The sequence below is a fragment of the Pseudomonas gessardii genome, assembly GCF_001983165.1.
GTDB classification, from domain to species: Bacteria; Pseudomonadota; Gammaproteobacteria; order Pseudomonadales; family Pseudomonadaceae; genus Aquipseudomonas; species Aquipseudomonas gessardii.
In genome coordinates, this window is sequence record NZ_MNPU01000014.1 from 101,563 (window position 1) to 127,002 (window position 25,440).

Consider the following 25,440-nt stretch of genomic DNA (forward strand, 5'->3'; position numbering starts at 1 on the left):
ACCATGACGTCTCGAAAGTTTGCGCCCCTGGCCGGTCTCGCCTTGGGATTGCTGGTGGACCCGGTGTTTGCAGAAGACACCACCCCCCTTGAATTGGCCACCACCAGCATCACCGGCGAGGCCTATGAATCCGCCACCGGGCCGGTCAAGGGCTACCGCGCAACCCGCTCGGCCAGCGCAACCAAGACCGACACCGCCCTGCGCGATATCCCACAATCGATCAGTGTAATTCCCGCCACGGTGCTCAAGGACCTGGGCAGTCACAATGTCGAGCGCGCCCTGGAATTTGCCGGCGGCGTGTCCAAACAGAACAACTTCGGTGGCCTGACTCTTTACGAATACAGCATTCGCGGCTTCACCACCTCGGAGTTCTACCAGGACGGGTTCAGCGCCAACCGTGGCTACCCCAGCACCCCGGACACGGCCAATATCGAACGCATCGAGGTGCTCAAGGGCCCCGCCGCCAGCCTGTATGGCCGTGGCGATCCCGGCGGCACCGTGAATATCGTCACCAAGAAGCCCCAAGCCGAAGCCTTCACCACCGTGCAGACCAGCGCCGGCAGTTGGGACCGCTACCGCACCGCCGTGGATATCAACACCCCGCTGGACAGCGAAGGCCGGGTGCTGTCGCGGGTCAATCTGGCGGTAGAGGACAACCACAGTTTCCGCGATCATGTGCAAAGCAAACGGGTATTTGTCGCCCCTTCGTTCAGCTGGCAACTGGACCCGGACACCCGCTTGCTGGTGGAAAGTGAGTTTGTGCGCCACAGCTCCACGTTCGACCGCGGCCTCGTTGCCCCCAACAACCGCTGGGGCGGCATGTCCCGCTCGACCTTCCTCGGCGAGCCCAACGACGGCGATATCGATAACCACAACAACCGTCTGCAAGCCACCCTCGAACATCACTTGAACGATGCCTGGAAACTGCGCCTGGCCAGCCACTACAAACAGGGCAGCCTGTGGGGCGAAGCCTCGGAAAACCGCGCGCTGAATGCCGACGGCCATACCATCAACCGCCGCTACCGCCAGCGCTCCATGGGCTGGCACGACAGCATCACCCAGTTGGAGCTGCGTGGCCTGTTCGAGATCGGCAGTTGGCAGCATGAAGTGCTGATCGGCACCGAGTACGAGGACTACCGCAAGAAAGAACGGGTGACCGCCATCGCCGGCAGCTACCCCATCGACATCTATAAGCCGGTCTACGGCCAGCCCAAGCCCAATGGCCTGCGCTCGGGCAGCGATTTTTTCACCCAGGTGAAAAGCCAGGCGCTGAACCTGCAAGACCAGATTATCTTTACCGACCGCCTGCGCGGGGTGGTGGGCGTGCGCCTGGAGCACGTCGAGCAAAGCTCGCAGGACTACACCCGCAACGGTGCCAAGAGCCAGAAAACCCACGATGTCATGACCCAGCGGGCTGGCCTGCTGTATCAACTGACCCCGCAAGTGGGCCTGTTTGCCAACGCCTCCACCTCGTTCAAACCGCAAAGCGAGCTGGACGCAGCCGGCAATTTCCTCAAGCCCGAGGAAGGCATTGGTTATGAAGTCGGCATCAAGAGCGAGCTGTTCGACGACCGCCTGAGCGCGACCCTGGCCGCCTTCCATATCGAAAAGGAAAACACCCTGGCCACCGACCCGGCCACCGACACCAAACGCGCCATCGGCAAGGCCCGCAGCCAGGGCTTGGACCTGCAAGTGAGCGGGCAACTGACGGATGCCGTGCGAGTGATTGGCGCCTTGGCCTACATCGACGCCGAAGTGACCAAGGGCGACAAAGAGATCCCCACCGGTAGCCGCATTCTCGGCGTGGCCAAACGCAGTGGCAGCCTGTTGGGCGTGTATGAGTTCCAGGATGGCGCCCTGCGTGGCTCGGACCTGGGCGCAGCGTTTACCTATGTGGGCGACCGTTCAGGCGAGGCCGGTAAAAGCTTCGAGTTGCCGGCCTACCACACGGTGGACCTGCTGGCCCATTACAAGGCCAGCGATAACGTCACCGTGGGCCTGAACCTCAACAACCTGTTCGACGAGAAGTACTACGAGCGCTCCTACAGCAACTACTGGATCACCCCCGCAGAGCCGCGCAACTTCACCGTCAGCCTGACCCTCAACCTGTAAAAGGACATCACCATGCAAGCGTTCAAATCATTGGCTGTGCTCGGCCTGCTGTTCGCCACCCAAGTCTCGGCCCATGGCCTGTGGACCGAACAACGTCGCGGCCATCTCGAAGTGATCTACGGCCACGGTGCCGAAGACGAAGCCTTCAAGGCCAGAAAAGTCAGCGGCGCCTGGGCCTATGATGCCGGTGGCCGGATGATCCCGGTGACCGTACAACGCCTGGTCGACCAGGCGCGCCTGCAACCGCTCAAGCCGCCCGCCGTACTGGCCGTGGCCTTTGATAATGGCTTGTGGTCGCAAACCCCGGACAAGAAGTGGGTGAACCAGGGCCGCAGCCAGGTACCGGGCGCCGTCGAAACCACCCAGGCCCTGAAATACAGCCTGGCGATCTACCAGGCCGGGGCGAAACTGCCCAAGCTGGATCAGCTGAGGATGGTGATCGTGCCCGAGGTCGACCCACTGACCGTCGGCCCCGGCCAATCGCTGCCGGTACGGGTGTTGATCGACGGCAAGCCCGCCGCCGGGATCAAGCTGATTGGCGACTACCGCAGCGCACCGAATACCTTGAGCACCGAGACCGACCAGGATGGCCGGGCCCGGGTGCTGGTGCGCAACGAGGCGTTGAATGTGATTGCGGCGCAGGCGCAAGTACCGGTCAAGGGTAATAGCGAGATTCAGACCCGTGCGCTGTTCAGTTCACTGACCTTCCTGGGCCAACCGCACCACGAATAAACACCGCTGAACCCCTGTGGGAGCTGGCTTGTGTGGGAGCTGGCTTGCCTGCGATGCAGGCACCTCGGTGTGTCAGTCATACCTCGGTGATGCTATCGCAGGCAAGCCAACTCCCACACAAACCAGTCCCAGGCAAGCCCCACACTAGCCAGCGGCCACATTAGAGGCTGACAGGCGCTCTTTCGCATAAGCTATTAAGCGCCGCCGCCCACTGCGGATCATCATTGAGGCACGGCACCAGCACCAACTCCTCGCCCCCGGCTTCGCGGAACTGTTCCAGGCCGCGATCACCAATCTCTTCCAGGGTCTCGATACAATCGGCGACAAACGCCGGGCACATCACCAACAGCTTCTTCACCCCTTGCCGGGCCAAGGCCTCCAGGTGGGCCTCGGTGTAGGGTTCGATCCACTTCGCCCGGCCCAGGCGGGACTGGAACGCCACCGACCATTTATCGTCCGCCAGGCCCATGCGCGCGGCAAAGTCGCGGGCGACGCTAAAGCACTGCCCGCGATAACAGGTGGTGCGCACCTGCGGCGAGGCATTGGCGCAGCAGTCGCCCGTGCCGTCGAGGGCATGCCCGGGGTTGAGCTTGTTCAAATGCCGCTCCGGCAGGCCGTGGAAGCTGAACAACAGGTGATCGTAATCCTGCTGCAAATGCGGCCTGGCACTGGCCACCAGGGCGTCGAGGTATTCCGGCTGGTCGTAGAACGGTTGCAGGATCGAGAACTGCAGGTCGAGTTGTTTATCCCGCACCACCCGCCGCGCCTCTTCAATCACCGTGGTCACGGTGCTGTCGGCAAACTGTGGGTACAACGGCGCCAGCGTGACCTTGTGGATGCCCTGGCCGGCCAGGCGGGTCAGCACGCTCTCAATCGACGGTTCGCCATAACGCATCGCCAGTTCCACCGGGCCCTGGGTCCACTGGGCGGTCATCTGCTGTTGCAGGCGGCGACTGAGCACCACCAGGGGCGAGCCTTCGTCCCACCAGATCGAGGCATAGGCGTGGGCCGATTGCTCGGGACGCTTGATCAGGATCAGCGACACCAGCAAACGCCGCACCGGCCACGGCAGGTCAATCACATACGGGTCCATCAAGAACTGATTGAGGTAGCTGCGCACATCGGCCACCGAAGTGGACGCCGGTGAACCCAGGTTGACCAGTAACAACGCGTGATCCGTCATGCAACATCCTATCTCTCAGAGGCGGCTGGACAAGTCGTCCAGGGCCGCGTGCAACTCAGTGAACTGAAAAGTGAAACCGGCGGCCAGCAACCGCTCGGGTAGTGCCTTCTGCCCGCCCAGCAACAGGCCGGACAACTCCCCCAACAAGGCCCGCAAGGCAAACGCCGGCATCGGCATGAAAGCCGGGCGGTGCAGCACCTGGCCCAGGGTCTTGGCGAACTCGCGGTTACGCACCGGCTGGGGCGCGCAGGCATTATAAGGACCGCTGGCGTCAGGTTTGTGCAGAAGAAAATCAATCAGGGCGATTTGATCCTTGATATGTACCCACGGCATCCACTGCCGGCCGTTGCCGATAGGCCCGCCCAGCGCCAGTTTAAAGGGCAATAGCAACCGCGACAAAAAGCCGCCCTCGGCCGCTAGCACCAGGCCAGTACGCACCAACACTACCCGCAGGCCTAAGGCTTCGGCGCGCTGGGCGGTTTCTTCCCAGGCGATGCACAACTGGCTGGGGAAATCGTCCAGCACCGGGCCACTGGTTTCGGTCAGCTCACGTTCACCGCCATCGCCATACCAGCCCACCGCCGAACCGGAAATCAACACCGCAGGTTTCACCGCCAGGCCCTCAAGCCAGGCCAGCAGGGTTTCCGTGAGGCTGATGCGGCTGCTCCACAGCAAGGCCTTGCGCTTGTGGGTCCAGAGGCGGTCGGCAATCGGCGCGCCGGCCAGGTTGATGACCGCGTCCACCGGCTGTGTGATGTCCTGCAAACGGGCTACACCCTGCACCTGCGCACCGCACAACCTGGCGACCTGCGCGGGGTGGCGGCTCCACACTGTCAACCGATGCCCCTGGGCGCTCCAGTGCTGGCAGAGCTGGCGGCCGATCAGACCCGTACCGCCGGTCAGCAAAATATGCATGAGATCTTCCTCCTGTAACGTTGGCCGGGCATCGCTGGTCTATTTTATAAGCAGGGATCTTTTTAATCGGCGCGACCTGGGTTTAACCATAGGCCACGCCACACGTTAAGGCATGCCGAAACTTATACCAAAAAACAATATTGTACAGCTATTGGTGTCGGCGTAGTCTGTACCCAACGGTAAAACGAGGCCTCCCATGACTGTTCCCATCGCGATCATCGGTACCGGCATCGCCGGACTTTCAGCCGCCCGCGCGTTAAAAGATGCCGGGCACGTTGTCCAACTCTTCGATAAAAGCCACGGCAGTGGCGGGCGCATGTCCAGCAAGCGCAGCGAGGCCGGCGCGCTGGACCTGGGCGCGCAGTATTTCACGGCCCGCGACCGGCGCTTCGTCAATGAAGTGCAACGCTGGCAAGCCAATGGCTGGGCCGCCGAGTGGGAGCCGCAACTCTACAACTTCCAGTCCGGGCAACTGAGCCCCTCTCCCGATGAGCAGACCCGCTGGGTCGGCACCCCGCGCATGAGCGCCATCACCCGCGCCTTGCTCGATGACCTGCCGGTGGAGTTTGGCTGCCGTATCACCGAAGTGTTCCAGGGCCAGCAACACTGGAACCTGCTGGACGCCGACGGCAACAACCATGGCCCTTTCAGCCACGTGATCATTGCCACCCCGGCGCACCAGGCCACCGCCCTGCTGGCGGCGGCGCCCAAGCTGGCGAGCACCGCCGCCGGGGTGAAAATGGACCCGACCTGGGCCATCGCCCTGGCCTTCGATACGCCGCTGGATACGCCGATGGAAGGTTGCTTCGTACAAAACAGCCCCCTCGACTGGCTGGCCCGCAACCGCAGCAAACCAGGGCGGGACGCCACGCCGGACACCTGGATCCTGCACGCCACCAGTGCCTGGAGCAAACAGCACCTGGACCTGCCCAAGGACGCCATTATCGAGTTGCTGCACGGCGCCTTTGCCGAACTGCTGCACTGCAGCATGCCGGCGCCCGTCTTCAGCCTGGCCCATCGCTGGCTGTATGCACGCCCCGCAAGCGGTCATGAATGGGGGGTATTGGCGGATGCCGACCTGGGCTTGTATGCCTGTGGCGACTGGTGCCTGTCGGGACGGGTCGAAGGGGCCTGGCTCAGCGGCCAGGAAGCGGCGCGGCGCCTGGTCGAACATTTGCGCTAAGCCGCTGCAATCGCTGCTATCCCGTCAGCAGGGAATAATCGGCCTATAAAACCTATACAAAATATTTGACTTGTACACAGCAAAACCTATGATGAAATTAGTTGTACAGAAAATAAAATCTGTACAGGAGTCTTGCAGAGGTTTGCCATGTCCAGTCCCCTGTCCGCCATCGGCAAACCGAAAATCGCCATCAGCGCCTGCCTGCTTGGCGAGAACGTGCGCTTCAATGGCGGGCACAAGCAATCCTCCCTGTGCCGCCAGACACTCAGCGCCTACTTCGACTTCGTGCCACTGTGCCCGGAAGTCGCCATCGGCCTGGGCATCCCCCGCGAGCCGATTCGCCTGGTGGGCGACCCGCAGCAGCCGCAAGCCGTGGGCACGGTGCATCGTGAACTGAACGTGACCGCCGCGCTGCACGCCTACGGCCAGGACATGGCCGCCGAGCACAGCGACCTGTGCGGCTACATCTTTATGCAGAAGTCACCGTCCTGTGGCCTGGAACGGGTCAAGGTCTACCGCGACAACGGCACCCCGGTCGAGGGCGGCGGGCGTGGTATCTATGCCCAGGCCTTCTGTGCCCGCCACCCCAACCTGCCGGTAGAGGAAGATGGCCGCCTGCACGACCCGGTGCTGCGCGAAAATTTCCTGACCCGGGTATTTGTCTACGCCTCGTGGCAGCAATGGCTGGCCGAGGGCCTGACCCGTCATCGCCTGCTGGCCTTCCACTCGCGCTATAAATACCTGCTGATGGCCCACAGCCCGGCCCACTACAAAAGCCTCGGCCATCTGTTGGGCAGCATGGGCAAGGACTGCGACCTGCCAGCCCTGGCCACCAAGTATTTCAGCGAGTTGATGACCGCGCTGCAAAGGTGCGCCACCCGTGGCACCCACTCCAACGTGCTGCAACATATCAGCGGCTACCTCAAGCAGGCCCTCAGTGCCGCAGACAAGCAGGAAATGCAGACCCTGATCGGCCAATACCGCCACGGCATCGTACCGTTGGTGGTGCCGCTGACCTTGCTCAAGCATCACTTTCGCCACCACCCGGACCGCTACATCGCGCAGCAGGCCTACCTGCAACCGCACCCGGAAAACCTCAGCCTGCGTAATGCGATCTAACCCATGAATGCGTCCCTGCAACCTCCCGCCCACCCCGTCGCCAACCTGGCCCTGGAACAAGGCTGGCTGCCGATTCGCGAGGTGTCCCGCCAGACCGGGGTCAACGCGGTGACCCTGCGTGCCTGGGAGCGGCGCTACGGCCTGATCGTGCCGCAACGCACGCCCAAGGGCCACCGGCTGTTCGGCGCCGACCATGTGCAGCGCATCCAGACCATCCTGACCTGGCTCAACCGTGGCGTGCCGGTCAGCCAGGTCAAGCAACTGATCGACAACGCCCAGCCGGTGGACGCCAGCGCTGAAAACGAATGGCAGGGCCTGCGCCAGACCCTGGTGCAAGCCATCGGCCAACTGGCCGAGCGCCGGGTGGATGCGGTGTTCAACCAGGCCATGGCCCTCTACCCGCCGCGCACCCTCTGCGAGCACCTGTTGTTGCCGCTGCTCAAGGAACTGGACCAACGTTGGCAAGGCCAGTTCGGCGCACAGATGGAGCGGGTGTTTTTTTATTCCTGGCTGCGCAGCAAATTCGGCGCGCGGCTGTATCACAACAATCGCCAGCTCAGTGGCTCCCCTTTATTGCTGATCAATCATTCCAACCGGCCACTGGAGCCGCACCTGTGGTTGAGCGCCTGGCTGGCCAGCAGCGCCGATTGCCCGGTGGAGGTCTTCGACTGGCCGCTGCCCAATGGCGAGCTGGCCCTGGCGGTCGAACACCTGCAACCACGCGCCGTGCTGCTGTACTCCAGCCAGGCCCTCCATTTGGCAGGCCTGCCGAAACTATTGAGCGGTGCCCGTTGCCCAATTCTGATCGCCGGCCCCACGGTCTGCATCCACCAGGCCGAGTTGTCCGTCTTAACCCAGGACATCCCCGGGCTGTTGTTGGCCGAAGACCCGTTGTCGGCCCATCAGCTCCTGATCCAGCATGGGCTTCTCTAATGCATCTGATCTGGCTGCGCAGCGACCTGCGCCTGCATGACAACACCGCCCTCGCCGCCGCCTGCCAGCGCGGGCCGACGGCGGCGGTGTACCTGATCACCGCCGATCAGTGGCTGGCCCATGACGATGCGCCGTGCAAGGTGGACTTCTGGCTGCGCAACCTCAAGGCCCTGAGCCTGGCCCTGGGAAAGCTGAATATCCCCCTGCTGATCCGCCATGCCGACACCTGGGACCAGGTGCCGCAGGTGCTGGTGGAGGTGTGCCAGAGCCTGTCGGTCGAGAGCGTCCACGCCAACGAAGAATATGGGATCCACGAAAGCCGGCGTGACGCCGCCGTGGCCAGGGCCCTGGCAACACAAGGGGTGAGTTTTCAGCGTTATCTGGACCAGTTGCTGTTCCAACCCGGCAGTGTGCTGACCAAGACGGGCACCTACTTCCAGGTGTTCAGCCAGTTTCGCAAGGTCTGCTACAACCGCCTGCACACGGCCCTACCGCGCCGGGTGGCGACGCCCAAGGCCCAAGCCGCCTTGGCCTTGGCCAGCGATGCCGTGCCCGCGCAGGTCAAGGGCTTTGCCCCGCCCAGCGACACCCTGCGCGCCCTTTGGCCGGCCGGTGAAGATGAGGCGCAGCGGCGCCTTGCACAGTTTGCCGACGCACAGATCAGCTATTACAAGGACGAACGCGACTTCCCGGCCAAGCCCGGCACCAGCCAACTGTCGGCGTACCTCGCCGCTGGCGTGGTGTCGCCGCGCCAGTGCCTGCATGCGGCGCTACAAAGCAACCAGGGTGAATTTGAAAGCGGCGATACCGGCGCCATTACCTGGATCAACGAGCTGCTGTGGCGCGAGTTCTACAAACATATCCTGGTGGGCTACCCACGGGTGTCGCGTCATCGCGCGTTTCGCCCGGAAACCGAAGCCGTGGCCTGGCGCCACGCCCCCGCGGACCTGGCCGCCTGGCAGGAAGCGCGCACCGGCCTGCCGATCATCGATGCCGCAATGCGCCAACTCTTGGCAACCGGCTGGATGCATAACCGCCTGCGCATGGTGGTGGCGATGTTCTTGACCAAGAACCTGTTGATCGACTGGCGCGAAGGCGAGCGCTTTTTTATGCGCCACTTGATCGACGGCGACCTGGCGGCCAACAACGGCGGCTGGCAATGGAGCTCGTCCACCGGCACCGATTCGGCGCCGTACTTCCGCATTTTCAGCCCATTGAGCCAGTCCGAGAAGTTCGACGGCGAAGGGCGCTTCATCAAGCAGTGGCTGCCGCAACTGGCGGGCTTGAACAAGCAGCAAGTGCACCGCCCCGCCGCCGCCGGCGATCTGTTTGGCGTGGCCGACTACCCGCAGCCCATTGTCGACCTCAAGCAGTCCCGTGAACGCGCGTTGGCGGCCTTTCGCGCCCTGCCCTCGCGCCAGGCGGCGGGAGACAGGTATGCGTGATGGCCTGCGACAGTTCGCCGATTCCTTCGCCCCCCTGGGCACACACAACCGGCACCGGCTCGACAACCTGTACAGCCAGGACATATCGTTTACCGATCCACTGCATCAGGTCCGCGGTATCAGCGCGCGGTGTTACGAATATCTGCTGGTAGTTGGCCGGCCGGTCCGTTGGTTGAAAGGGAGAATGGCATGAGCCTGATATCGCCACGCCGTTATTGGCTGACCGGGGCAAGCAGTGGCCTTGGTGCCGCCCTGGCCGAGGTGTTGCTCGACAGCGGCGCCCAAGTGGCGCTGAGTGCGCGTGCCAAGGCACCGCTGGAGCAACTTGCCCAACGCTATCCTGGGCAAGTGCTGGTGGTCGCCGGCAACTTGACCAACAGCCAGGTCGTACGGGAAATCGGCGAGCAGATCGCGCAAACCTGGGGGGCCCTGGACACCGTGCTCCTGAATGCCGGCACCTGCGAATACGTGGATGCCAAGCAGTTCGATGCGTCGATTATCGAACATGTGGTGCGCACCAACCTGCTGGCCAGCAGTTATTGCATCGAAGCCGCCTTGGCGCTGCTGCGTGCCGGGCAAACCCCGCATTTAGTGGGTATCGCCAGTGCGGTCACGTACCTGCCGATGCCCCGTACAGAAGCCTATGGCGCGTCCAAGGCCGGCCTGCGTTCCCTGTTTGAAGCCCAGCGCCTTGACCTGTCTCCCGAGGGCATTGACGTCACGGTTGTCAGCCCCGGTTTCGTCGATACGCCGCTGACCGAACACAATGACTTTCCAATGCCCTTGAGCTGGCCGGCCGACAAGGCCGCGCGGCATATTGTCGGCAAACTGGAAGAGCGCCCCCTGGAGATTGCCTTCCCGGCGCTGTTTATCGCCACCCTGTGGCCGCTGTCGACATTGCCGAACCGCGCGCGACTGATCATCGGCAAGCGCATGCTGCGCAGCCCGCCGCCGCACAAGGACAACCTGTGAAGATCGCCATTGTCGGCAGCGGTATTTCCGGGCTGACCTGCGCCTATCTGCTCAGCCGCCACCATGACATCAGCGTATTTGAAGACGGCGTGGTCAGTGCCCTGCGCGTGGCCCAGGCGTTTGGGCAAACCTTGTAAACCGTGATGCAGAAGCGACGCGCTTGCCTACCGGCGGCGCGCCAACAAAAAACCTGGAGCCGGTCGGCTTTTACTTGCAGCTTGACGCTTGAACCTTGAAGCTGCCCCCCATGACCACCATCCCCCACACCCAAATCGCCGAACCCGCCGTCACCTGTTCCACCTGTGCAGCCTGCTGCTGCCAACTGGAAGTCATGCTGATCACCGACACCGGCGTGCCTGATCGCTTTATCGACACCGACGACTGGGGCGGCGAAGTCATGCTGCGCCTGGACGACGGCTGGTGCGCGGCGCTGGATCGCGACACGATGATGTGCACGATCTATGAGAAGCGACCATTGATTTGCCGGGAGTTCGAGATGGGCGCGCCGGAGTGCCTTGAAGAGCGCCAGGGGATTGCGACGGTCTACCGCTAAACCAAGACCAATGAAGATCCCATATGGAAGCGGGCTTATGTGGAAGCTTGTGTGGGAGCTGGCTTGCCTGCGATAGCATCACTACGGTGTAACTGATACACCACAGCGCCTGCATCGCGGGCAAGCCCGACTCCCACACCAGCCCACACACATAGGTTCTGCAGTGCCTGGGGAATATCAGAGCGGCATTGTGTAGTTCAACGAATAGCTCTCGACACCATCGTTGCGGCTGCTGATACCGGCGTTGGAATAGTGCGTGGCCCGGATCCCCACCTGATGCCCGCCGGCAAAACGCAAGCCCAAGCCCAGGCGGTCTTCAAACTGGAAAGCCCCGCCGATATTGTTGTCTTCGACCCGGCTGCGTGAAAACAGCGCCATGCCGATCCCCGCTTCGATGTAGGGCTTCACCGACTCGCCGGCGAACTCATACACAAACACCGGCGAAAACGACAGGCTGCTGACACTCGCACGTTCGTCCCCCTCCCAGAAGGTATAAGCGCCGCTCCAGTAGCCGGTCAGGCGGCCGACATCGCTCTGCCACCAGCTCTTGTCCCAGTCCGATTGCAGGCCCAGGCGATACGTCATGGTCGAATCGCTGGTATGCCCCACCGCAAACTCCAGGCCGGCTGCCTGGGCCGAAATCGAATGCCCCACCACAACGGCTGCAATCGCAGCCAAACAGAACAAGCGCTTCATAAGAAACATCCTTTCCAAACGAATTTGTATGATTTTTTACCGCTAATCAGGAGCTATAGAAATCACGGAGTAAGCAGAAGTTCAGTTAAAAAAACCCGCTGTTTCACGAATTTTTTACCGCTCGAAACTGCGCACAACGCCGCTGGAGTTCCAGAGTGTGGGTAGGATATTTCTTAGGTGCTGCGGCTCGCCGCTGGTCCAGAATTGCGCGGCACGCGGGGTGCCATCGGCCAGCAGTTGGCGCTCGCCCAGCAGACGCTGTAGCTGGCGCGCCACTGCTGCGCCGGTATCGATCAGGATGATCGTCGGTGGCAGCATCGTCGCCAGCAATGGCTTGAGGAAAGGGTAGTGGGTGCAACCGAGGATGAGCGTGTCGCAGCCGGCCTCGACCAGCGGCGCGACATACCCTTGCAGCAACTGGCGCAGCACCGGGCTGCCCAGGTCGCCGGCCTCGATCAGCTCGACCAGCCCCGGGCATGGCTGGGTAATCACCCGTACATCGGTGGCAAAGCGATCCAGCAACGCGGCAAACTTGGCGCTTTGCAGGGTGCCCGTGGTGGCGAGTACGCCGACCACGCCACTGCGGGTCGCGGCAGCCGCCGGTTTGACCGCCGGCTCCATGCCCACCAGCGGCCAATCCGGGTAATCGCTGCGCAAATCCGCGACCGCCGCCACGGTTGCCGTGTTGCAGGCAATCACAAAGGCCTTGGCGCCCTGCTCGCGGAAAAACTCTGCGACCACCCGCGAACGTTCGCGAATGAAGGCCGGGGTTTTCTCGCCATAGGGGATATGCCCGCAATCGGCCACGTACAGCAGCGACTCCTGGGGCAATAAACGATGAATTTCGTCCAGCACCGACAGGCCGCCGACACCGGAGTCGAACACACCAATCGGTGCATCCTTAACCATGCTGGCTACCGCAGACGCTGCAACCGGGATCGCGCTTGACCCGCAGTTCGCGAAAACACGTGCCCAGGGCATCGATCAACAGCAGGCGCCCGACCAGGGGGGTGCCAAAGCCGGCCAGCAGTTTCAGGGCTTCCAGGGCTTGCAGGCTGCCGACCAGGCCCACCAGCGGGCCGACAACGCCGGCTTCGCTGCAGGTCAGTTCGGTGTCGCTGCCGTGCCCATATAAACAGTGGTAGCACGGGCTTTCCGGGCGGCGTGGGTCGAACACCGAGAGCTGGCCTTCGAGGCGTATCGCCGCGCCGCTGACCAGGGGCTTGCCCGCCGCCACGCACGCCGCGTTCACCGCTTCGCGGGTGGCGAAGTTGTCACAGCAGTCGAGCACCAGGTCTACATCGGCCACGGCGGCGGCCAACGAGTCCGCGTCCAGCGCCGTGCGGTGGGCCACCAGCCGTACCTCAGGGTTGATCGCACTCAGGCGGCGGATGGCCGAATCGACCTTGCTCAGGCCCACGCTGTCAGTGTCGTGGATGATCTGGCGTTGCAGGTTGGTCAGGTCGACGGTATCAAAGTCCGCCAGATGCAGCTGGCCCACGCCGGCCGCCGCCAGGTACAGGGCCACCGGCGCGCCGAGGCCACCAAGGCCGACGATCAGCACGCGGCTGTTTTTCAGGCGCAACTGGCCGTCAATGTCGACCTGTTGCAACAGGATCTGCCGGCTATAGCGCAACAGCTCCTGGTCGGTCAGCACGGCCGGCGTCCCAGGCTGATGCGCTCATGGCCGCCGAGGTCAATACGGCTATGGACCTCTTCAAAACCTTGCGTCAGCAGCAGGTCACGCACGGCCGGGGCCTGGTCGTAACCATGCTCGAGCAACAACCAGCCACCGGCCTCCAGGTGCTGCGGCGCCTGGGCGATGATCAGGCGCAGGTCGTCCAGGCCGTCGTGACCGGCCACCAAGGCGCTGGCCGGCTCGAAGCGCACATCGCCCGCCACCAGGTGCGGATCGCTGTCGGCAATATAGGGCGGGTTGCTGATGATCAGGTGATAGGTGTGACCTTTGAGGGCGCTGAACCAATGACTGTTGAGCACCGTGACGTTATCCAGGTGCAGGCGCTGGCGATTACGTTCGGCCAGGGCCACGGCTTCGAGCACGCGATCCACTGCCGTCACGCGCCAGGCCGGGCGCTCGCTGGCCAGGGCCAGGGCGATGGCGCCGCTGCCGGTGCCCAGGTCGAGCACAGTGGCCGGGGTGGCGGGCAACAACTCCAGGGCCGCCTCCACCAGCAGCTCGGTGTCCGGGCGCGGGATCAGGGTGTGGGGCGCGACTTCCAGGTCGAGTTTCCAGAAGCCTTGCTGGCCGAGGATATAAGCCACCGGCTCACCACCGCGGCGACGTTGCAGGTAGTCGGCAAAACGCAGCGCGTCTTCGCTGCTGACGATTTTTTCCGGCCAGGTGTGCAGGTAGCTGCGGGACTTGCCCAGGGCTGCGGCCAGCAACAACTCCACATCCAGGCGCGCGGTCGGCGAGTCGGGCAGGTCGGCGGCGCGCAACAAGCTGGCAATAATGGTCATTTATTCACCTATTGCGGCCAGTTGGTCGGCCTGGTATTCGGCGAGCAACGGCTCGATCACTGCGTCCACGCCACCGGCAAGGATTTCGTCCAGGGAATACAGGGTCAGGTTGACCCGATGGTCGGTGACCCGCCCCTGGGCGTAGTTATAGGTGCGAATGCGTTCGGAGCGATCACCCGAGCCCACCAGCAACTTGCGCTCACTGGCAATGGCGTTGGCGGCGGCGCTGGTCTGCTGGTCGTTGAGCTTGGCCGACAGCCAGGACATGGCCCGCGCCCGGTTCTTGTGCTGGGAACGTTCTTCCTGGCACTCCACCACAATGCCGGACGGCAAGTGGGTGATGCGGATCGCCGAGTCGGTCTTGTTGACGTGCTGGCCACCGGCGCCCGACGAACGATAAGTGTCGACGCGCAAGTCTGCCGGGTTGATCTCGATGGCTTCCTGCTCGTCGGGCTCGGGCAACACGGCCACGGTGCACGCCGAGGTGTGGATACGGCCCTGGGACTCGGTGGCGGGTACACGCTGTACGCGGTGCACGCCGGACTCGAATTTCAGCTTGCCGTAGACGTTCTCGCCTTCGACCCGGGCGATGATTTCCTTGTAGCCGCCGTGTTCCCCCTCGTTCTGCGAGAGGATTTCCACGCGCCAGCCGCGACGCTCGGCATAGCGTGAGTACATGCGGAACAGGTCGCCGGAAAAGATCGCCGCCTCGTCGCCACCGGTGCCGGCGCGGATTTCCAGGAAGACGTTGCGCCCATCGTTAGGGTCTTTGGGCAGCAGCATGCGTTGCAGGTCGCCTTCGAGCTCGATGAGCTTGTCTTTGGCTTCGCGGACTTCTTCCACGGCCATTTCCCGCATGTCCGGGTCGCTGTCCTTGAGCAGCGCCTGGGCGCCTTCGAGGTCGGCCTGCACCTTGAGCAGTTGCGAATAGGTGGTCACGATCGGCTCAACTTCGGCGTATTCCTTGGAATAGGCGCGGAACTTGGTCTGATCGGAAATAACCTCGCCGTCGCCGAGCAAGGCGGTCAGTTCTTCGAAACGGTCCTGGAGCACATCCAGTTTATTGAGCAGTGACGCTTTCATTGCGGTTTTTTATCCGAAGAGCTGTCTGACGCGCCCTCACCGAGGGCAAAGAGTTCCTGGGCCATGGCCAGCGCATCGAGGCGGCCTTCGGCTGTCAGTTTTTTAAGCTGTACGCTGGGAGCATGCAACAGCTTGTTGGTGAGGCCACGGGCCAATTGCATCAAGATGTCTTCAGCGTTGCCGCCATTGGCCAGCAGGCGCTGGGCCTTGATCAATTCTTCATCGCGCAGGCGCTCGCCCTGTTGGCGATAGGCCTTGAGCACATCCACGGCGGCCAGCTCGCGCAGGCGCACCATAAAGTCATCGGCGCCGATGGCGACCATTTCCTCGGCGGCCTGGGCAGCGCCCTGGCGGCTCTTGAGGTTTTCGGCGACCACTTCGTGCAGGTCGTCGACGCTATAGAGGTAAACGTCGTCCAACTCGCCGACTTCGGGCTCGATATCCCGGGGAACGGCGATATCCACCATGAAAATCGGTTTGTGCTTGCGCAGCTTCAGGGCGCTTTCCACCGCGCCCTTGCCGAGGATCGGCAACTGGCTGGCGGTGGAGCTGATCACGATATCGCTGCGCACCAGCTCGGCCGGGATGTCGGCCAGCAACACCGCGTGGGCACCGAACTCTTCGGCCAGGATGCTCGCGCGCTCCAGGGTCCGGTTGGCCACCACGATGCGCTTGACACCCAGGTCATGCAGGTGCCGGGCGACCAGGGTAATGGTCTCGCCCGCGCCGATCAGCAGGGCCTGGCTGCGTTGCAGGTCGCTGAAGATCTGCTTGGCCAGGCTGACGGCGGCAAACGCCACAGACACCGGGTTTTCGCCAATCGCCGTATCGGTACGCACCTGCTTGGCCGAATTGAAAGTGGCCTGGAACAGACGCCCCAGCAACGGCCCCACGGTCCCGGCTTCGCGGGCCACGGCGTAGGCCGATTTCATCTGGCCGAGGATCTGCGGTTCGCCCAACACCAGCGAATCGAGCCCGGACGCCACACGCATCATGTGACGAACTGCCGCATCATCTTCATGCACATAAGCGCTGGCGCGCAGATCATCCAGGCTCAAATGATGGTAATCAGCCAGCCAGCGCAGCACCCCATCCGACGAAAGATGTTCCTGCTCTATATAGAGCTCGCTGCGATTGCAGGTGGAAAGGATCGCAGCTTCGCGGCTGTCGGTGAGCCGGCACAGCTGCTGCAAAGCCTCAACCAACTGCTCCGGGGTAAACGCCACGCGCTCGCGGACGTCTACAGAAGCAGTCTTGTGGTTGATACCCAGAGCAAGGAAGGCCATTCAATATCGCTGATGATGTCGAGAAGCCGACAATTGTCCTACTTCGACTGATTCAGAACAACCACCGTCGTCTATTGTCCTAATGCCTTGTGTCTATAAAGGCGCCAATTGAGACTCGGTTATGTTTGGCCGAGGGCTTGTGTCATGATGATCCGACCGCAGGTTAGTCGTCCTCTTCCTATATGAATAGATCTTCCGCGTTGCTCCTTGCCCTTGCCTTCCTCGGCGGCTGCCAGTCCATGGCCCCCGTATCGCCGCAGAGCCCTGCGCCGGTGGAAGACAGCACCCCCGCCCCTGAAAAACCCAAGGTTTATGCCTCGTTCAGCGAAGAAACGGTGTTCAGCCTGCTGAGCGCGGAGCTGGCCGGCCAGCGCAATCGTTTCGACATTGCCCTGGATAACTACGTGACCCAGGCCATCAACACCCAGGACCCGGGGATTTCCGAGCGGGCGTTTCGCATCGCCGAATACCTGGGCGCCGACCAGGCCGCCCTGGATACCGCGCTGATCTGGGCCAAAAATGCCCCGCAAGACCTGGAAGCCCAGCGCGCCGCGGCAATCCAGCTGGCCCGTGCCGGGCGCTACGACGACTCCATGGTCTACATGGAAAAAGTCTTGCAGGGCAAGGGCGACACCCATTTCGACTTCCTCGCCCTGTCGGCCGCCGACACCGACCAGGACACCCGCGATGGCCTGATGAAAAGCTTCGACCGCCTGCTGCAAAAGCACCCGAGCAATAGCCAGTTGGTCTTTGGCAAGGCACTGCTGCTGCAACAGGATGACGAACCGCAAGCCGCCCTCAAGCTGCTGGAGCAAAACCCGCCGGAAGAGGGTGAAGTCGCCCCGCTGCTGCTGCGCGCACGTCTGCTGCAAAGCCTCAACCGGGGCAAGGAAGCCTTGCCGCTGCTGCAAAAAAGCATCAAGAAGTACCCGGACGACAAGCGCCTGCGCCTGACCTACGCCCGCATGCTGGTGGAACAGGACCGCATGGAAGACGCCAAGCTGGAGTTCGCCAGCCTGGTCCAGCAATACCCGGACGATGACGAATTGCGTTACTCCCTGGCGCTGGTCTGCCTGGAAGCCAAGGCCTGGGAAGAGGCCAAGGGCTACCTGGAAGACCTGATCGCCCGGGAAAGCCATGTCGATTCGGCCCACTTGAACCTGGGGCGCATCGCCGAGGAACGGGATGACCCGCAAGGCGCGCTGATCGAATACGCCCAGGTCGGCCCCGGCAACGACTACCTGCCGGCGCAACTGCGCCAGGCCGATATCCTGATGAACAATGGCCGCACCGACGAAGCCGAAAAGCGCCTGGCCGCTGCCCGCGATGCCGAACCGGACTATGCCATCCAGCTGTATCTGATCCAGGCAGAAACCCTGTCGGCCAACAATCAGGGGGAGCGCGCCTGGAAAATCCTCGCCCAGGCCCTGCTGCAATACCCCGACGACCTGAACCTGCTGTACACCCGCGCCATGCAGGCCGAAAAACGCAATGACCTGGCCCAGATGGAAAAAGACCTGCGCCTGATCATCAAGCGCGACCCGGACAATGCCATGGCACTGAACGCCCTGGGCTACACCTTGTCAGACCGGACGACGCGCTATGCCGAGGCCAAGGCCCTGATCGAACAGGCGCACCAGCTCAACCCGGAAGACCCGGCGGTGCTCGACAGCCTGGGCTGGGTGAATTACCGCCTGGGCAACCTCGATGAGGCCGAACGCCTGCTGCGCCAGGCCCTGGAGCGGTTCCCCGACCAGGAAGTGGCCGCGCACCTGGGCGAAGTGCTCTGGGCCAAAGGCAACCAGCGCGAAGCCCGACAAATCTGGGCCAAGTTCCTCAAGGAACAACCCGACAGCCCTATCCTGCGCAGCACCATCAAGCGCCTGACCGGATCCGAGACTCTTTAATTCTATGTTTTTGCGCCACGCCATCGTTTTCAGCTTTATCGCCCTGCTCGCCGGTTGTGCGGGCTTCGGTGCCCGTGAATCCGTCGAAGGCCAGGGCAACCCGGCACAGTGGCGCCAGCACAAGGATCAGCTCAGCAGCATTGATGGCTGGCAGATCGAGGGCAAGATCGGGGTTCGCGCACCGAAGGATTCGGGCAGCGGCACTTTGTTCTGGCTGCAACGCCAGGACTATTACGATATCCGCCTCTCTGGCCCCCTGGGCCGTGGCGCCGCACGCCTGACCGGCCGACCGGGGCAAGTGAGCCTCGAAGTGGCCAACCAGGGCCGCTATGAAGCGCCCTCGCCGGAGGCCTTGCTCGAAGAGCAGGTCGGCTGGAAGCTGCCGGTTTCCCATCTGGTCTGGTGGGTTCGCGGCCTGCCTGCGCCTGACAGCAAGAGCCGCCTGAGCCTCAATGGCGACAGTCGCCTGGCCACCCTGGAACAGGATGGCTGGCAGGTCGAGTACTTAAGCTATGTGGAACAAAGCGGCTACTGGCTGCCCGAGCGCATCAAGCTGCACGGCTCCAACCTTGATGTCACGCTGGTGATCAAGGACTGGCAACCACGCAAGCTGGGGCAATGACATGCGCGAACGCCTGACCCTGCCCTCCCCGGCCAAGCTCAATCTGATGCTGCACATCCTCGGCCGTCGTGCAGACGGCTACCACGAGTTGCAGACGCTGTTTCAATTTCTCGACTACGGCGACGAGATGACCTTCGCCGTGCGCGACGATGGCGTGATCCAGCTGCACACCGAATTTGCCGATGTGCCCCACGACAGCAACCTGATCGTGAAGGCCGCCAAAAAACTTCAGCAGCAATCCGGCTGTACCCTGGGCATCGATATCTGGATCGATAAAATCCTGCCCATGGGCGGCGGTATCGGCGGTGGCAGCTCGAATGCCGCCACCACCCTGCTCGGTCTCAATCACTTGTGGCAGCTGGGCTGGGATGAAGATCGCCTGGCCGCACTGGGCCTGACCCTGGGCGCCGACGTCCCGGTTTTTGTGCGTGGACACGCCGCATTTGCTGAGGGTGTCGGGGAAAAACTCACCCCTGTAGAGCCCGAAGAGCCGTGGTATGTCGTGCTTGTCCCGCAAGTATCTGTAAGTACAGCAGAAATTTTTTCAGATCCGTTGTTGACACGTAACTCTTCTCCCATTAAAGTGCGCCCCGTTCCCAAGGGAAACAGTCGAAATGACTGCTTACCGGTGGTAGCAAGGCGTTATCCAGATGTACGTAACGCATTGAATTTGTTAGGTAAATTTACCGAAGCAAAACTCACCGGAACTGGAAGTTGTGTGTTTGGGGGCTTCCCAAACAAAGCTGAAGCTGATAAAGTCTCGGCCCTTCTTACAGAGACCCTTACAGGGTTTGTAGCAAAGGGAAGCAACGTTTCGATGTTGCATCGCAAGCTGCAAAGTCTGCTCTAAAGGAACCGAGTACTGGGTACTCGTTGCAACAGATACAGGGGCGTCGCCAAGCGGTAAGGCAGCAGGTTTTGATCCTGCCATGCGTTGGTTCGAATCCAGCCGCCCCTGCCATTTTCTATACTCATCCAGGTTACCCTCAGCCTCTAGGTACTGCGCGTGTCCAAGATGATGGTCTTTACGGGGAACGCTAACCCCGATCTGGCTCGGCGTGTTGTACGTCAGCTGCATATCCCTCTCGGTGACATCTCTGTCGGTAAGTTCTCCGACGGCGAAATTACAGCCGAGATCAATGAAAATGTCCGCGGTAAAGATGTTTTCATTATTCAGCCGACTTGCGCTCCGACCAACGACAACCTGATGGAACTCGTCGTGATGGCTGATGCCTTCCGCCGCTCCTCAGCGACTCGAATCACAGCTGTAATCCCTTACTTTGGTTATGCCCGTCAGGATCGCCGTCCGCGTTCTGCACGTGTGGCGATCAGCGCGAAAGTCGTCGCTGACATGCTGACCGTGGTAGGTATCGACCGTGTTCTCACGGTTGACCTGCACGCTGACCAAATCCAGGGGTTCTTCGATATTCCGGTAGATAACATCTACGGCTCCCCCGTCCTGGTGGATGACATCGAAGACCAGCGCTTTGAAAACCTGATGATCGTGTCCCCGGACATTGGCGGCGTCGTGCGTGCACGGGCTGTTGCCAAATCCCTGGGCGTGGACCTCGGGATCATCGACAAACGCCGTGAGAAAGCCAATCACTCTGAAGTGATGCATATCATCGGTGATGTCGAAGGGCGTACCTGTATTCTGGTCGATGACATGGTCGATACCGCCGGCACCCTGTGCCACGCGGCAAAAGCCTTGAAAGAGCACGGTGCGGCTAAAGTCTTCGCCTACTGCACACACCCTGTGCTGTCGGGCCGAGCGATCGAGAACATCGAGAACTCTGTGCTGGACGAACTGGTGGTGACCAACACCATCCCGTTGTCCGCAGCTGCTCAAGCCTGTGCACGTATCCGTCAACTGGATATCGCACCGGTTGTTGCTGAGGCGGTTCGCCGTATCAGCAATGAAGAATCGATCAGCGCGATGTTCCGCTAAGGGTCACCCCTTGGCGGCATCAACCTGACGAAAAGCGCCCCGCCCCAGCACCCTGCTGGGGCGGGGCTTTTTTGCCCATATCGCCTTTAGCGCTGGTCGCAAACGCTGGGGCGAATGTGGTTATTTTGGAGATACAACATGAACAACTTTACTTTGAATGCTGAACTGCGTTCCGACCTGGGGAAAGGTGCGAGCCGCCGCCTGCGTCGTCTCGCAAGCCTGGTTCCAGCTGTAGTCTACGGTGGCGAAAAAGCCCCTGAGTCCATCAGCATGCTGGCTAAAGAAATTGCCAAACTGCTGGAAAACGATGCGGCCTACAGCCACATCATCGAGCTGAACGTCGGTGGCAAAAAGCAAAACGTCATCATCAAGGCCCTGCAACGTCACCCAGCTAAAGGCCACGTGCTGCACGCTGACTTCGTACGCGTCGTAGCGGGTCAGAAACTGACCGCTATCGTACCTGTGCACTTTGTTGGTGAAGAAGCTCCGGTCAAGAAAGGCGGCGAAATCTCGCACCTTATCGCCGAGATCGAAGTGACCTGCCTGCCTAAAGACCTGCCTGAGTTCATCGAAGTCGACCTGTCGGCCCTGGAAATCGGTGACATCGTTCACCTGTCCGACCTCAAGGCCCCTAAAGGCGTTGAGTTCGTTGCCCTGGCTCACGGTGATGACAAGGCTGTTGCCAACGTTCACGCGCCACGTGTTGCTCCAGAAGCTGAAGAAGGCGCTGCAGAGTAATTCACTCTGTAATGCCGGAGCTTGAGGAAACATCGCGGACCGAAACGTAGCGAGAAAGCGGGCGATAACGCGAAGTTTATCTCTGGATAAGTGAGCTCCTGTCGTCCACTTTCGCCGCAATGAGGTTGCGGCGATGTTATCCACAACTCCAAAGGAAGGGCCCCTGTCGTGACTGCCATTAAACTGATCGTTGGCCTGGGAAATCCAGGCGCCGAATACGAACAGACCCGGCATAACGCGGGGGCCCTTTTTGTTGAGCGTATCGCCCACGCCCAAGGCATCAACCTGGTGGCCGATCGCAAATATTTTGGCCTGACCGGACGCTTCTCGCATCAGGGTCAGGATGTTCGTCTGCTGATTCCCACCACCTACATGAACCGCAGCGGCCAGGCTGTCGCGGCGCTTGCGGGCTTCTTCCGGATCAAACCCGAGGAAATCCTGGTGGCCCATGACGAACTGGACCTGCCACCCGGCGTTGCCAAGCTCAAGCAAGGCGGCGGCCACGGCGGTCATAATGGCCTGCGCGACATCATCGCGCAGTTGGGCAATCAGAATACGTTCTACCGCCTGCGGCTCGGCATTGGCCACCCAGGCGTTGCCAGTATGGTTTCTAATTTCGTCCTGGGTCGTGCGCCACGCGCCGAACAGGAAAAACTCAATGCCAGCATCGATTTTGCCCTCGGCGTGCTGCCGGATATCTTCGCCGGTGAATGGAACCGTGCGATGAAAAACCTGCACAGCCAGAAGGCCTGACTCTTATCCGAGGGGAAACACCATGGGATTCAATTGCGGCATCGTCGGCCTACCTAACGTCGGCAAGTCCACCCTGTTCAACGCCCTGACCAAGTCCGGTATTGCGGCGGAGAACTTCCCCTTCTGCACCATCGAACCCAACACCGGTATCGTGCCAATGCCCGATCCGCGTCTGGAGGCCCTGGCGGCCATCGTCAATCCCAAGCGCATCCTGCCGACCACCATGGAGTTCGTCGACATCGCAGGCCTGGTAGCCGGTGCGTCGAAAGGTGAAGGCCTAGGCAACAAGTTCCTCGCCAACATCCGCGAGACCGATGCCATCGCCCACGTGGTCCGCTGCTTTGAAGACGAGAACGTGATCCACGTATCCAACAGCGTCGACCCGAAACGCGATATCGAGATCATCGACCTGGAACTGATCTTCGCCGACCTCGACAGCTGCGAGAAGCAGTTGCAAAAGGTTACGCGTAACGCCAAGGGCGGCGACAAGGACGCAGTGGTGCAGAAGGCCCTGCTGGAGCAGTTGATCGCCCACTTCACCCTGGGCAAGCCTGCACGCAGCCTGATGAAGAGCATGAGCGTCGATGAAAAGGCCGTGATCAAGGGCTTCCACCTGCTGACCACCAAGCCTGTGATGTACATCGCCAACGTGGCCGAAGACGGTTTCGAGAACAACCCGCTGCTCGACGTGGTCATGGCCATTGCCGAAGAAGAAGGCGCCATGGTTGTACCGGTGTGCAACAAGATCGAAGCGGAAATCGCCGAGCTGGAAGACGGCGAAGAGAAAGACATGTTCCTTGAGGCCCTGGGCCTGGAAGAGCCTGGCCTGAACCGCGTGATCCGTGCGGGCTACGAAATGTTGCATCTACAAACCTACTTCACTGCCGGCGTTGAAGAAGTGCGTGCCTGGACGGTCAAGGTCGGCGCCACCGCGCCACAGGCTGCCGGCGTGATCCATACCGACTTCGAAAAAGGCTTTATCCGCGCTGAAGTGATCGCCTACAACGACTTTATCCAGTTCAAGGGTGAAGCCGGGGCCAAGGAAGCCGGTAAGTGGCGCCTGGAAGGCAAGGAATATATCGTCAAGGATGGCGATGTGATGCACTTCCGCTTCAACGTGTAAGCTGCCTGTACGGCCCAAGCGGTAGAACAAAAAGCCGATGCTCTGCATCGGCTTTTTTGTGGGCGATGATTATTGACGAAGCACAGGCAGCCCAATGAAACAAAAACTCATATAACTGCTGCACAACATCAAATACTATTGGCCACCCGTTCCCCCCAGAAAAAACCAGAAAATAAAAACAACATTATCTTTAGGATTATTCCCATCAACAACAAGACTATCTGCCCGATCAAATACACCCTTACCACTTGACCGCCTACACTTATATTTTTCACGCTTTACAGTCACCATTTCTTACTTCCATACACGATGACAACTCTCACTATTTACTATCTACTTACTGATAACGACACCTTGGATTCACAATAATGAAACGGCGTAACAATGGAGCCACAACAATATGTCGAGCGCCTTTGAAACAGACATAGGGCTTATTGAGTGCCCGGTTATCGAGAATACTATTCATAACACGGCAACAAAAAATGTCGACATTTTATTACTAGGCGAGACGGGCACCGGAAAAGATACCTTGGCGCAACGTGTTCATCACTTATCCAATCGAAAAGGAAAATTCGTCCCCATCAACTGTGCCGCGATCCCGGAAACGCTAGCAGAGAGCCAACTGTTCGGCGTCAACAGTGGGGCCTATACCGGAGCCACACAGTCACGAGCAGGCTTTATCGAAGCTGCCCACCTGGGCACTTTATACTTGGACGAAATAGACAGCATGCCACTCACGCTGCAAGCCAAATTGCTCCGCGTGCTGGAGTCACGAGGCGTTGAGCGCCTGGGTTCTACCCGCTTCATACCGCTAGATATACGCATTATCGCCTCTGCCCAGCATTCGCTGCGTGAAAGAGTGGAGCAAGGTGCGTTCAGGCGGGATCTGTATTTCCGCTTGAATATTGTCAATATCAGCCTCCCGGCCCTGCGAAATCAACGCGAACGTATCATCCCGCTGTTCTTGCACCTGGTCCGCCAGGAGGCAGAGAGTTTTAACCGTCCGGTGCCGCTAGCTCCCAATGTGTTGCTGCAACAACTGCTGTGCCATCCGTGGCTGGGCAATATCCGTGAGCTGCGCTCGACAGCCAAACGTTTTGTGTTGGATTTGCCACCACTCGCTGAGCCGTTAGTTGAGTGCCCGGAGACAGGAATGGGACTTAAGGAACGACTGCAGCAAATTGAGAAACTTCTGATTGAAGAGTCACTACGCCGCCATGACTGTAACGTAGATTTCGCCGCCCTGGACTTAGGTGTTGCCAAGCGCACGCTTTATTACCGAATGAAGCAACTGGCCATATCACTGGCCTGACACCCTAAACCGGGTACGACACATGGAAATATTTTGATATGCGTTATACAGACACAAAGGGAACCACTTCAAGAGCGGCAACCACACACTTTATAGCCAGAGAATGTTGGGATACGAAACGGCTAACGCGTCAAATCCTTGCTTCCTGGCTAGCCGTACATTTTTTAAAATCAACAATTGGAGATTTACTTATGGTCAGTGGCGTAGGCTCAAACAGGGCGGTTGCAGGAGCTGAGTGCAACACGGTTATTGAATTGACGCAGGAGCATCATATTGCATAGCCAAGGCTTTCTGCATCACTTCGCTCATGACTTCGATAGGACATTTGAAATCGAAGCGCTTAC

General features: G+C 60.8%; 25 protein-coding genes, 1 tRNA gene and 1 pseudogene. 19 read left to right on the forward strand and 8 right to left on the reverse strand.

Annotated elements, in window-relative coordinates; genetic code table 11:
* Positions 1-3 precede the first annotated feature (3 nt).
* Positions 4-2,112 carry a TonB-dependent siderophore receptor gene (locus tag BLL38_RS12395; protein ID WP_076962842.1) on the forward strand — a complete coding sequence of 703 codons (2,109 nt, stop codon included), beginning with the start codon at positions 4-6 and terminating at the stop codon, positions 2,110-2,112.
* Between the two features lie 12 nt (positions 2,113-2,124).
* Positions 2,125-2,844, forward strand: a complete 720-nt coding sequence (locus tag BLL38_RS12400; protein ID WP_076962843.1) for a DUF4198 domain-containing protein — start codon at positions 2,125-2,127, stop codon at positions 2,842-2,844.
* A 160-nt stretch (positions 2,845-3,004) separates the two neighbouring features.
* Here BLL38_RS12400 and hemH read toward each other — a convergent pair whose 3' ends face one another.
* Both hemH and BLL38_RS12410 read right to left on the reverse strand, forming a co-directional pair.
* On the reverse strand, positions 3,005-4,027 hold the full coding sequence (hemH, locus tag BLL38_RS12405; RefSeq protein WP_076962844.1) for a ferrochelatase: 1,023 nt from the start codon (positions 4,025-4,027) through the stop codon (positions 3,005-3,007).
* Positions 4,028-4,042: 15 nt separating this feature from the next.
* Positions 4,043-4,942, reverse strand: coding sequence for a TIGR01777 family oxidoreductase (locus BLL38_RS12410; protein ID WP_076962845.1), 900 nt, complete (start codon positions 4,940-4,942; stop codon positions 4,043-4,045).
* A gap of 196 nt (positions 4,943-5,138) precedes the next feature.
* On the opposite strand from BLL38_RS12410, the gene BLL38_RS12415 reads away from it, so the two are divergent.
* From BLL38_RS12415 to BLL38_RS12450, 8 genes and pseudogenes are all read left to right on the forward strand, one after another.
* Positions 5,139-6,125, forward strand: coding sequence for an NAD(P)/FAD-dependent oxidoreductase (locus BLL38_RS12415; protein ID WP_076962846.1), 987 nt, complete (start codon positions 5,139-5,141; stop codon positions 6,123-6,125).
* 147 nt (positions 6,126-6,272) lie between these two features.
* A complete protein-coding gene (locus tag BLL38_RS12420; RefSeq protein WP_413469162.1) occupies positions 6,273-7,244 on the forward strand; it encodes a YbgA family protein in 972 nt (323 codons plus the stop codon).
* Between the two features lie 3 nt (positions 7,245-7,247).
* On the forward strand, positions 7,248-8,177 hold the full coding sequence (locus BLL38_RS12425) for a MerR family transcriptional regulator (protein WP_076962847.1): 930 nt from the start codon (positions 7,248-7,250) through the stop codon (positions 8,175-8,177).
* A complete protein-coding gene (gene phrB, locus BLL38_RS12430) occupies positions 8,177-9,622 on the forward strand; it encodes a deoxyribodipyrimidine photo-lyase (protein ID WP_076962848.1) in 1,446 nt (481 codons plus the stop codon). Before BLL38_RS12425 ends, phrB begins: the two co-directional genes overlap by 1 nt.
* Positions 9,615-9,815, forward strand: coding sequence for a hypothetical protein (locus BLL38_RS12435; protein ID WP_076962849.1), 201 nt, complete (start codon positions 9,615-9,617; stop codon positions 9,813-9,815). Before phrB ends, BLL38_RS12435 begins: the two co-directional genes overlap by 8 nt.
* Positions 9,812-10,594, forward strand: coding sequence for an SDR family NAD(P)-dependent oxidoreductase (locus BLL38_RS12440; protein ID WP_076962850.1), 783 nt, complete (start codon positions 9,812-9,814; stop codon positions 10,592-10,594). Before BLL38_RS12435 ends, BLL38_RS12440 begins: the two co-directional genes overlap by 4 nt.
* Positions 10,591-10,677: pseudogene (locus BLL38_RS12445) on the forward strand (NAD(P)-binding protein); the annotation flags it as partial. The gene BLL38_RS12440 and the pseudogene BLL38_RS12445, both read left to right, overlap by 4 nt.
* Positions 10,678-10,841: 164 nt before the next feature.
* Complete coding sequence (locus BLL38_RS12450) at positions 10,842-11,147, forward strand: YkgJ family cysteine cluster protein (protein WP_076962851.1); 306 nt, start codon at positions 10,842-10,844, stop codon at positions 11,145-11,147.
* Between the two features lie 177 nt (positions 11,148-11,324).
* Here the strand turns inward: BLL38_RS12450 and BLL38_RS12455 are convergent, their stop codons facing one another.
* From BLL38_RS12455 to hemA, 6 genes are all read right to left on the reverse strand, one after another.
* Positions 11,325-11,843 carry an acyloxyacyl hydrolase gene (locus tag BLL38_RS12455; protein WP_076962852.1) on the reverse strand — a complete coding sequence of 173 codons (519 nt, stop codon included), beginning with the start codon at positions 11,841-11,843 and terminating at the stop codon, positions 11,325-11,327.
* Positions 11,844-11,957: 114 nt separating this feature from the next.
* Complete coding sequence (gene murI, locus BLL38_RS12460; protein WP_076962853.1) at positions 11,958-12,752, reverse strand: glutamate racemase; 795 nt, start codon at positions 12,750-12,752, stop codon at positions 11,958-11,960.
* The gene (locus BLL38_RS12465) at positions 12,745-13,500 is read right to left on the reverse strand and encodes a molybdopterin-synthase adenylyltransferase MoeB (protein WP_076962854.1); all 756 of its coding nucleotides are present in this window, start codon (positions 13,498-13,500) and stop codon (positions 12,745-12,747) included. The genes murI and BLL38_RS12465 overlap by 8 nt, the downstream gene beginning before the upstream one ends.
* Positions 13,494-14,324 carry a peptide chain release factor N(5)-glutamine methyltransferase gene (prmC, locus tag BLL38_RS12470; protein WP_076962855.1) on the reverse strand — a complete coding sequence of 277 codons (831 nt, stop codon included), beginning with the start codon at positions 14,322-14,324 and terminating at the stop codon, positions 13,494-13,496. The genes BLL38_RS12465 and prmC overlap by 7 nt, the downstream gene beginning before the upstream one ends.
* Entirely contained in the window at positions 14,325-15,407 is a 1,083-nt protein-coding gene (prfA, locus tag BLL38_RS12475) for a peptide chain release factor 1 (protein ID WP_076962856.1), read from the reverse strand.
* The gene (gene hemA, locus BLL38_RS12480) at positions 15,404-16,693 is read right to left on the reverse strand and encodes a glutamyl-tRNA reductase (RefSeq protein ID WP_057958299.1); all 1,290 of its coding nucleotides are present in this window, start codon (positions 16,691-16,693) and stop codon (positions 15,404-15,406) included. Before hemA ends, prfA begins: the two co-directional genes overlap by 4 nt.
* 182 nt (positions 16,694-16,875) lie before the next feature.
* Between hemA and BLL38_RS12485 the strand changes: the two genes are divergently transcribed.
* The 9 genes from BLL38_RS12485 to BLL38_RS12525 all read left to right on the forward strand — a co-directional run bounded on the left by BLL38_RS12485 (position 16,876) and on the right by BLL38_RS12525 (position 25,096).
* Positions 16,876-18,600 carry a tetratricopeptide repeat protein gene (locus BLL38_RS12485; protein ID WP_076962857.1) on the forward strand — a complete coding sequence of 575 codons (1,725 nt, stop codon included), beginning with the start codon at positions 16,876-16,878 and terminating at the stop codon, positions 18,598-18,600.
* Between the two features lie 4 nt (positions 18,601-18,604).
* The gene (lolB, locus tag BLL38_RS12490; RefSeq protein WP_070996768.1) at positions 18,605-19,222 is read left to right on the forward strand and encodes a lipoprotein insertase outer membrane protein LolB; all 618 of its coding nucleotides are present in this window, start codon (positions 18,605-18,607) and stop codon (positions 19,220-19,222) included.
* A 1-nt stretch (position 19,223) separates the two neighbouring features.
* Positions 19,224-20,072: a 4-(cytidine 5'-diphospho)-2-C-methyl-D-erythritol kinase gene (gene ispE, locus BLL38_RS12495; protein WP_076962858.1), complete on the forward strand. Its 849-nt coding sequence runs from the start codon at positions 19,224-19,226 to the stop codon at positions 20,070-20,072.
* A 36-nt stretch (positions 20,073-20,108) separates the two neighbouring features.
* A tRNA-Gln gene (locus BLL38_RS12500) sits at positions 20,109-20,183 on the forward strand.
* Between the two features lie 45 nt (positions 20,184-20,228).
* The gene (locus tag BLL38_RS12505) at positions 20,229-21,170 is read left to right on the forward strand and encodes a ribose-phosphate pyrophosphokinase (protein WP_003171603.1); all 942 of its coding nucleotides are present in this window, start codon (positions 20,229-20,231) and stop codon (positions 21,168-21,170) included.
* A 138-nt stretch (positions 21,171-21,308) separates the two neighbouring features.
* On the forward strand, positions 21,309-21,908 hold the full coding sequence (locus tag BLL38_RS12510) for a 50S ribosomal protein L25/general stress protein Ctc (protein ID WP_076962859.1): 600 nt from the start codon (positions 21,309-21,311) through the stop codon (positions 21,906-21,908).
* Between the two features lie 168 nt (positions 21,909-22,076).
* The gene (pth, locus tag BLL38_RS12515; RefSeq protein ID WP_076962860.1) at positions 22,077-22,661 is read left to right on the forward strand and encodes an aminoacyl-tRNA hydrolase; all 585 of its coding nucleotides are present in this window, start codon (positions 22,077-22,079) and stop codon (positions 22,659-22,661) included.
* A gap of 22 nt (positions 22,662-22,683) precedes the next feature.
* Positions 22,684-23,784 carry a redox-regulated ATPase YchF gene (gene ychF, locus BLL38_RS12520; RefSeq protein WP_076962861.1) on the forward strand — a complete coding sequence of 367 codons (1,101 nt, stop codon included), beginning with the start codon at positions 22,684-22,686 and terminating at the stop codon, positions 23,782-23,784.
* Between the two features lie 400 nt (positions 23,785-24,184).
* Entirely contained in the window at positions 24,185-25,096 is a 912-nt protein-coding gene (locus BLL38_RS12525) for a sigma 54-interacting transcriptional regulator (protein WP_076962862.1), read from the forward strand.
* The last annotated feature ends 344 nt before the right edge of the window (positions 25,097-25,440 follow it).